Origin of the sequence: Nevskia sp., from assembly GCF_023266035.1 — a bacterium.
GTDB lineage: Bacteria > Pseudomonadota > Gammaproteobacteria > Nevskiales > Nevskiaceae > Nevskia.
Genome location: NZ_JAHFRY010000153.1, coordinates 1 through 8,851, shown reverse-complemented (window position 1 = coordinate 8,851; position 8,851 = coordinate 1). Strand labels below are relative to the sequence as shown.

The window sequence follows — 8,851 nt, the reverse complement described above, 5'->3', positions numbered from 1 at the left end:
TCTTGCAGTCGATGGACACGTGCTCGGCGATATTCATCGCGAAGCTGGTCTTGCCCATGCCGGGACGGCCGCCGACGATGATCAGGTCGCCCGGGTGCATGCCCTGGGTCATCTTGTCGAGTTCGGTGAAACCGGTCGGCTGGCCGGCGAGGCTGTCCGGGTTGTTGCGCAGACGCTCGAGGCGATCCTCGATCGCGTCCATCAGCATCGGCATGTCCTTGGCCTGGCTGGCCGCCTTGGAGCCGCGCGCACGGATCGCGAACACCTGCTTTTCGGCGACGTCGATCAACATGCCCGGCGTGCGGCCCTCGGGCTGGTAGCCGAGTTCGGCGATGTCCTGACCGGCGGCGATCAGCGAGCGCAGCACCGAACGCTCGCGCACGATCTCCGCATAGGCCTTGATGTTGGCGGCCGACGGCGTATCGGCGGCCAAAGTGCCGAGATAGCTGATGCCGCCGGCGTCCTCGAGCTTGCCCTGATGGCGCAGATGCTCGGACAGGGTGACGAAATCGCAGGGCCGGCCGGCGTTCAGCAGTTCGCCGATCGCCTTGAAGATCTGCCGGTGGTCCTGGGTGTAGAAATCCTCTTCGGCAACCTGATCGACCAGCTCGTACCAGGCGCGATTGTTCAGCAGCAGGCCGCCGAGCACCGACTGCTCGGCTTCGAGCGAATACGGCGGATGCTTGGGACTGGCGGCCAGCCGCGCGCCGGGCTGGGCGCTGCCAGGGGATGCGTTCGGGAAAGGCGTGGCCATGGTCGGTTCTCGGTGGATCATCAAGCTTGCGCGTTCAGGCTTGCGCCCGCGACGGAATATCCTGTGGACAGTTTGTGCATCACTTTGTGCATCACTGGCCGCCAGCGCCAGAAACGAATCGGCCCGCGCGAGGCGGGCCGATCGTTGCCACGAAACGAAAGGCTTCAGCCCTTGGTTTCTTCGATCACCACGATCAGCGTGGTTTCGACTTCCGAGTGCAGACGCACGGCAACGGTGTAAGTGCCGACGACGCGGATCGGGCCTTCCGGCAGATCGATCTCGCTCTTTTCGAGCACATATGCAGTGCCGGTGGTGGCACGGGCGATTTCCGCCGGGCCAACCGAGCCATACAGCTTGCCTTCTTCAGCCGCCAGCGCCTTGATGGTGACGTGCTTGCCGGCGAGGGCAGCCGCACGCATCTTCGCGGCAGCCAGCGTCTCGGCGTACTTCTTCATCAGTTCGGCCTTGCGGACTTCGAACACTTCCTTGTTGCCGGCGGTGGCGGTCAGCGCCTTGCCGGACGGCAGCAGGTAGTTGCGACCGTAACCGGACTTGACCTTGACGACATCACCGAGGTCGCCGAGGTTGGTCACTTTTTCGAGCAGGATCAGTTCCATGGATTCTTCTCCTTACTCGTGGGCGTCGGTGTACGGCAGCAGCGCGAGGTAACGCGCGTTCTTGATCGCCGAACCGAGCTGGCGCTGGTAGCGCGCCTTGGTGCCGGTGATGCGGCTCGGCACGATCTTGCCGTTCTCGGAGACGTACTGCTTCAGCGTCGCCAGATCCTTGTAGTCGATCCGGATGGTGCCTTCGGCAGTGAACTTGCAGCTCTTCTTCTTGCGGAAAAAACGTGACATGGCTTAGACGGCCTCTTCGGTCGTGGTGGCGGCAGCGGCATCGGCGGCGTCGGCAGCAGCGGCCTCGCCCTCGGCATTGCGCTTGTATTCCGGCTTCTTGTCTTCTTCCGGAACCTTGAACAGCGGCGACTGCTCGGTCTCAGCCTTGTCCATGCGGATGACCAGCTTGCGGATCACGGCGTCGTTGAAGCGGAAGGCGCTTTCCAGCTCCTTCAGCACGGCGTCGGAGCACTCGACGTTCATCAGAACGTAGTGCGCCTTGTGCAGCTTGGCGACCGGATAGGCGAGCTGGCGGCGGCCCCAGTCTTCCATGCGGTGCACAGCGCCGCCGTCGGACTCGACCATGTTCTTGTAGCGTTCGATCATGGCCGGAACCTGATCGCTCTGGTCCGGATGGACCATGACAACAACTTCGTAATGACGCATGGATGCTCCTTGTGGATGCAGGCTGGCAGCGAAGCCAGCCCGGGCAGTCCCCCGCAAATGACGACAGGCGAAACGGGCGGTGGGACAAGGTTTTCCGGTCGAACCAACAACGGCCCAACAGCGGTCTGGCCGGAAAGGTCGCGGAGTGTACGTTTTCAGGCCGTTCCGGGCAAGCCGGAGCTTGCTAGGGCGTGATCACGCAGCAGTTCGGATTCGACAGCAGCTCGCGCGCCCTCGCCTCGCCGGCGTCGATATCGACGGCGCGCAGCTTCTTCTTCATGCCGGCCAGCAACTTGCCGAAACGCTGCGGCTGCTGGCTCGCGGCATTGACCTGATCGAGCGCCCGGAAGTGCGCATAGGCCTCGATATCGTTCTGCGGCAGCACCTCGCCGCCGGAATACCAGGCGGCGAAGGTCCACAGCGCTGCCACCGATCCGGCCTCGCGAGCCCGCGTCGTGTAATCGATCGCCTCAAGCTGCAAGGCTTCCTGGCGGGCACGCTGATCGGCCGAGCACTCGGCCAGGAACTGGCAGTAATCGTCCGGCGGCAACTTCAGCGGCAGATTCAGCTGCGCCTCGATGATGCCGGCGTCGGCGGCCTGCTTGATCCAGTCGCGAAAGCCGGTGCGCGCCTCGGCCGGAATGCCGTCGCACTCGGCGTACAGATGACGCAGCGTGGCTTCCTCGGCTTTCGGCGCATCGACGGTCCAGCGTCCGTGCCGCCGGGTCTGGTAGAAGCCTTCGACTTCCCGCTCCAGCGCGGCGCTGTCGGCCGGCACTTCGCGGCAGTCGAACAGCAGGCTGCCGAGCCGATACTGGGACAGACGATTGCCGCTCTGCGCCTCGGGCAACAGCTTCGCGTAGCCATCGGCGAGCCGGCCTTCGGGCGGCAACAGCCGCGCGCGACGAATCAGGCGGATGGTGATGCCGGAATCGACGACCGCGCGCTCGACCGTCTGCCGCGCGGCCGACGACGCTGCCGGTGGCGCCGGCATTGCTTCCACAACTGGCGGCAGTGATTCGCTGAGCGCTGCATCCGGCGCTGTTTCAGGTGCTTCGTCCTGCCCCCGCCACCACTGCGCCAGCAGCACGGCGACCAGCACCGCGAGCACCGACAGCAGCAGGCGCGAGCGCCCCATCACTTCTTCCGCGCGGCAGCCTTGGCCGGCTTGTGGTTACGCTGGCGATAAGCCTCGTACAGGCAGACTGCGGCGGCCACCGAGACGTTGAGGCTTTCGATCCGCTCGCCCTTCATCGGGATGCGCACCACGCGATCGCAGCACTCGCGGGTCAGTCGGCGCAGGCCTTCGGACTCGCCGCCCATGACCAGCACCAGCGGCCCGGTGAGATCGACATCGAACAGGGATTCATCACCCTCGCCGGCCAGGCCGACGACCCAGTAGCCAAGCTGCTTCAACTGCTCCAGCTTGCGAACCAGATTGGTCACCGGCACCACCGGCACCCGCTCGGCGGAACCGGCGGCGGCCGAACGCACAGCCGGCGTGACGCCGACGGCGCGATCCTTGGGGATGATCACGGCATCGACACCGGTGGCTTCCGAGGTGCGCAAACAGGCGCCGAGGTTGTGCGGGTCCTGCACGCCATCGAGCGCCAGGATCAAGCGCTCGGGTGTGGCCGGCAGATCGATCAGTTCTTCGCCGCCGAGATCGGCGGCATTGATCGCCGCCAGCACGCCCTGATGGCGCAGGCCGGGCGCGCGGATATCGAGCACATCACGAGCGACCTTGCGGACCGTGATGTTGCGCTTGGCGGCCAGCTCCAGCAGTTTTTCGGCGCGCGCATCGCGACGGGTTTCGGCAAGCAGGATTTCGCGCGGCTTGCTTTCGCCGTCCTCGATCGCCGCGATGACGGCGTGGAAGCCGCCGATGTAAGTCTCTGCCATGGTCTGCTGCCGGTTGAATACTGAACGGCGCGCAGTTTAGTCGTTGCCCCCTCGCGGCGCTTCATCGCTGCTTGCGCTCGCTGCTGGCAACGGCGCGAAATAACCCGCCGCCAGCAGGATCACGCCGACCGACAGGAACGCGGCAATCCGCGCCAGGGTGCCGGTGCCGGCGGTATCGACGGCAAACAGCTTGATCGCGACGATCAACATCAGCGCCGCACCGGCCAGCCACAGGCCGCGATTGATCCGCCGGGCCGCGAGCCACATCGCGCCGAAGCCGAGCACGCTCCAGACCACCGACCAGGTCGCCTGCAGCAAGGCCGAATCGAGCATGCCCTGGAAGCCCAGCGGCGTGCCGAGGCTGTAATGCAGACCCCGCGCGATGGCACCGTTCAGCCAGACGAAAGTCGTTGCCGCCACGGCCGCTGGCAGCAGCCAGGGCTGGTCCAGCTTGGCCAGCCACTGCCAGTCCTCGACGCGGCGCTGGCGCCAGAACAGCAGCAGCGCCGCGGCGATCGCCAACACGCTGAGATCGAGCGGATCGAGCAGCGGCAGGGTCATCAGCGGTGCGGCGCTGCCACGGCTTGCGATGCTCGTCACCAGCGTCCAGCCGAGCAGCCAGATCGCCAGCGGCAGCGATACGCCGAGCGCATACAGGCGGCGATCGCGCGCCACCGGCCAGCGCGCCGCGAAAACTGTGAACAGGCCCAGCGCGAACCCCGGCACCAGGCCCCAGGCCAGCACCGGCCAGTCGCCGCCGAACTGGCTGCGCAGATGCCAGGCCAGTTCGAGGCTGGCGAGCCAGGTTTTCAGCAGCGCCGGGATGATGTGCGACGGCCATTCTTGAATCGGCACCGGTGTCGCCGGCGCATGGCGCTCGCTGCGCCAGAGCAGGGCGTAATGCGTGCTCAGCAAGGCGAACCAGCCGAACACGCCACCTTGACCCGAAGGCCGTTCGACGATTGCTGCAATCAGGCCGATTCCGGCGAACAGCAAGAAGCAAAGCTGCGACAGCCGCGCGAGCCACGGCCAGACAAGACGCTGGGCCAGCGCGGCAAGCGCCGCGGCGGTCAGCGCGCCAGCCGCCAGCGCCAGGCCGATGAAGTACTCGCCGGCCGAGTGGTCGATCTGCACGAACAGCGCATACAGCCACCAGCCCAGCGCCCAGATCGCCGCAAGATCGGCGACGCGCTTTTCGATGCGCAATGCAGCGCCGGAAGAGCGCAGCCAATGGCCGCTGGCGATCGCCGAAACCGCCAGCAGGACCGCGCCCGGCACTCCGACTTCGAACCAGCCGCTGCTGGCCGGGCTGTCGACGATGGCGATCATCAGCGAAGCACCCGCCAGCAATTGCGCGATCACGCCAAAGGCCCGCGCGCGGAACTGCTGCTGGCGCAGACCAAGCCAGACCGCGCCGGCGCCTTCCAGCGCCCAGGTGGCCGAGGTGGCCTGCTCGTCGAAATACAGCGGTACCGCCAGGCTCAGCAGCACCACGCCGATGGCGATGAAGGCCTGCGCGGTGATGCGCCAGTAGTCGCGCCGCGCGCGGAACAGCGCGGCTGCAGTGATCAGATAGAACAGGCCGAAGCCGGCGGCACTCGCGGCCAGGCCTTGCTCGATGTCGGCGACCAGGCTCGCCTGCAGCGACAGCACCACCGCCGGCAGGCCGAACGTCAGCGTTCCGGAGACCAGGCCCGCGCGACGCTCGCTGCGCGCCGACAGCACGGTGACGAACACGTAGAGCACGAAGAACAGCAGCAGAAAGAACTCGACGCTGGCGAACCATTCGGCGCGGTAAGTCGTGACTCGCCACAAGGACGTGATCACGAAGGTGAACACGAAGCCGAGCAGGTTCAGACCGTTCCAGCCCCGGAACGCGGCGATCGCGAAGACGCCGAGATTGAGCACCGTGTAGTAGCCGAACAGGCTGATGTGGCTGCCATCGCCGCCGAGCAGCAAGGGCGCTGCGAAGCCGCCGGCGAAACCGATGACCGCGAGTGGCAGCGCGTTCTGACGCACCGCCAGCAGCGCCGAACTGGCCGCGACCAGCACCAGCAGCGCGAACGCCGGCGTCGGCGCTAGCAGGTGATAGAGCCGCAGCGCGGCGAGCACGGTCAGATACAGCAGCGCCAGACCACCGCCCTGCAAGCTCAGCGCGTAGCCCGCGACCCGCTCATGCAGACGCCAGCCGACAACCACCATCGCCAGCGCCGCCAGCGACAGGCCCGCAAGCCGCAGCTCCACCGGCAGATAACCGGTTTCCGCCGCATAGCGGATCAGATAGACCGCGCCGACGAAGGTGATCAGCACGCCGAGCCGGGCCAGCGGATTGCCGCCTCGAGCCCAGTCGGAAATTCTTTCGATCAGGCGATCGAAGGTCGACGGAGCTGCTGGTGCCGGCGCTGACGCAGCCGTGGACAAGGCCGATGGCGCCTCGCTCCAGCCTGGCGATTCGCGACGCGTCGGCGTCGCCTCCACCGGAGGCTCGACGACGACTGGCACAACTTCCTCTGCCTGGGTCACCGGCGGAACAGCACCCGTCGCAACCCTTGCACTCAGCTCACGAAGTTCCTGCTGCACCTCGCGCAAGCGGCCGAACAGATAGCCGCTGAAAGCGCCAAGCCAGAAGCCGCCGATGTTGTCGAGCACATAGGCGGCGATGGCGCCGAACAGCAGCACCCAGACGATGGTGAGACTCGAGCGCGATGAGGCGTTAGGCAGGTTCACCCTCGCAGGGTAGCCGCGATCAGCGGCTGGCGGCGACCGCCTCGGGCGGCATCCAGGCCCGCGACTCGCGGCCTTGGACGATCGCCGCGAAGACCAGTTCGATGCGATGGCCCGCACCGCTCCTCTCGCTGCGCGTTTCGGCGCGCAAACGGCCACCGGGCACATCCTGCTCGGCGAGATAGGAGGCGATCGCCGTGGCGCGTCGCTCGCTCAGGCTCGCGTCTTCCGCGCGCTCGGCATGGCCGATCACGTGGATGACCCAGGGTCCGGCACTCGCATTGCCACCACGTGCCGCCTTGGCGAGTTCGGACAAGGGCAGCAGCAGTTCCGGCCGCAACTGCGCGCTGCCGGTTTCGAACGCACGATCGGCGTCGAACACGACGCGCGTGGCCCGATCACGCTCAGGCACCAGCCGCCAGCTACCGGACGAAGTACCGAGCTTCGCTTTCAGTTCGGCATTGAACGTCGTCAGCACTGCCGCAAGCTGTGCCGGTGGCAAGGCACCGGCCACCGCGTAAGCCTCGGACGGTGAATCGGCGCCTGCCAGCGGCACCGGCGCGCCATCTTGCGCAGGCACGATCGGCGCGGACTCCGGTGGCGAGCCCGCGCAGGCCGCGAGCCCCAGCAGCAGCGCTGCGAGGCCCGCCCGAATGAGCCTTCGCTTCACCGACGCTTTCTCCCACGGCCGCCGCCGTTGCGGCCACCGTCCTTGTCACCGCCACGACCATGGTCGCGGCCGCCGTCATGCCCACCGCCATCCTTCTGGCCACCCGACTTGCCGCCCTGCTCGACGATCTCGAGATCGATCTTGCGTTCGTCGAGGCTGACCCGGACCACCTTGACGCGGATCTTCTGACCGAGCGCGTAGACGGTCTTCGAGCGGCTGCCGACCAGGCGCTGATGCTTGGCTTCGAACTCGTAGAAATCGCCCTTCAGCTGCGACACATGGAGCATGCCTTCGATGTACAGGCCGGTCAGTTCGACGAACAGGCCGAACGGCGCAACACTCGCGACGATGCCGTCGAAGTCCTCACCGACCCGGTGGCGCATGAACTCGCACTTGAGCCAAGTGTTGACGTCGCGGGTGGCGTCGTCGGCACGGCGCTCGGCCATCGAGCAATGCGCGCCCAGCGCTTCCATCTGCTGCACCGAGTAGGTGAAGGTCTTCGGCTTGCCCTTGGCGATCACGTGCTTGATCGCCCGGTGCAGCAGCAGATCGGGATAGCGGCGGATCGGGCTGGTGAAGTGCGCGTAATGGGTCAGCGCCAGGCCGAAGTGACCATCGTTGGCCGGCTGGTAGCGGGCCTGCATCAGCGACCGCAGCATCACCGTCTGGATCAGGCTGGCATCCTCGCGGCCCTTGACGCTGGCGAGCAGGGTTGCGTAGTCCTTGGCGACCGGCGAATCACCACCGCCGAGGCGCAGTGCGCGGCCGGCGAGGAACTCGCGCAGGATCGCCACCTTGTCGCCATCCGGCGGCGCGTGAACGCGGAACAGCGACGGCATCTTGTGCTTGTCGACCAAGAGCGCGCCCTGCACGTTCGCCGCGATCATGCATTCCTCGATCAGGCGATGGGCGACGTTGCGCTGCACCGGCACGATCTTTTCGATCTTGCGGCCTTCGCCGAAGACGATCTTGGTTTCGGTGCCTTCGAAGTCGATCGCACCCCGCGCCTCGCGTGCCGCGAACAGCGCTTCGAACACTTCCCGCAAGGTATTCAGCGGTGCCAGCAGTTCCGGCTGCGCCTTCGCCTGCTCGCATTCCGGGTCGGCCAGCATCGCGGCGACGTCGTCATAGATCAGGCGCGCCTTCGAGCGCATCACCGCTGGATAGAACTTGGACTTCGAGACTTCGCCGTCCTTGGCCACGCGCATCTCGCAGACCATGCACAGGCGATCGACCTTCGGGTTCAGCGAGCACAGGCCGTTCGACAGCGCTTCCGGCAGCATCGGGATGACGTTGTTCGGGAAGTACACCGAGGTGCCGCGTTCGGTCGCTTCGGCATCGAGCGCCGAGCCCACGGTGACGTAGGACGACACGTCGGCGATCGCCACCCACAGCTTCCAGCCGCCACCACGCCAGCCCTTGACGGCTTCGGCATAGACCGCGTCATCGAAGTCGCGGGCATCGGCGCCGTCGATGGTCATCAGGCCGAGTTCACGCAGATCTTCGCGATCGCCCCAC

9 protein-coding genes are annotated in these 8,851 nt (G+C 66.5%); all 9 read right to left on the bottom strand.

Annotation, left to right across the window (positions count from 1 at the left end; all coding sequences use genetic code 11):
• On the bottom strand, positions 1-754 hold a 754-nt coding region (locus Q0D45_RS18835; protein ID WP_293396477.1), incomplete at its 3' end, for a DnaB-like helicase N-terminal domain-containing protein.
• A 164-nt stretch (positions 755-918) separates the two neighbouring features.
• Positions 919-1,371, bottom strand: coding sequence for a 50S ribosomal protein L9 (gene rplI, locus Q0D45_RS18830; RefSeq protein WP_293396474.1), 453 nt, complete (start codon positions 1,369-1,371; stop codon positions 919-921).
• 12 nt (positions 1,372-1,383) lie between these two features.
• Positions 1,384-1,611, bottom strand: coding sequence for a 30S ribosomal protein S18 (gene rpsR / locus Q0D45_RS18825; protein ID WP_022976074.1), 228 nt, complete (start codon positions 1,609-1,611; stop codon positions 1,384-1,386).
• A gap of 3 nt (positions 1,612-1,614) precedes the next feature.
• Complete coding sequence (gene rpsF / locus Q0D45_RS18820; RefSeq protein WP_293396471.1) at positions 1,615-2,037, bottom strand: 30S ribosomal protein S6; 423 nt, start codon at positions 2,035-2,037, stop codon at positions 1,615-1,617.
• A gap of 184 nt (positions 2,038-2,221) precedes the next feature.
• The gene (locus tag Q0D45_RS18815; protein ID WP_293396468.1) at positions 2,222-3,175 is read right to left on the bottom strand and encodes a hypothetical protein; all 954 of its coding nucleotides are present in this window, start codon (positions 3,173-3,175) and stop codon (positions 2,222-2,224) included.
• Positions 3,175-3,939, bottom strand: a complete 765-nt coding sequence (rlmB, locus tag Q0D45_RS18810) for a 23S rRNA (guanosine(2251)-2'-O)-methyltransferase RlmB (protein ID WP_022975388.1) — start codon at positions 3,937-3,939, stop codon at positions 3,175-3,177. Before rlmB ends, Q0D45_RS18815 begins: the two co-directional genes overlap by 1 nt.
• A gap of 36 nt (positions 3,940-3,975) precedes the next feature.
• On the bottom strand, positions 3,976-6,666 hold the full coding sequence (locus Q0D45_RS18805; protein ID WP_293396463.1) for a DUF2339 domain-containing protein: 2,691 nt from the start codon (positions 6,664-6,666) through the stop codon (positions 3,976-3,978).
• 19 nt (positions 6,667-6,685) lie between these two features.
• The gene (locus Q0D45_RS18800; protein ID WP_293396460.1) at positions 6,686-7,333 is read right to left on the bottom strand and encodes an OmpA family protein; all 648 of its coding nucleotides are present in this window, start codon (positions 7,331-7,333) and stop codon (positions 6,686-6,688) included.
• Positions 7,330-8,851: ribonuclease R (rnr, locus tag Q0D45_RS18795; RefSeq protein WP_293396457.1), on the bottom strand; the 1,522-nt coding region annotated here is incomplete at its 5' end. The genes Q0D45_RS18800 and rnr, both read right to left, overlap by 4 nt.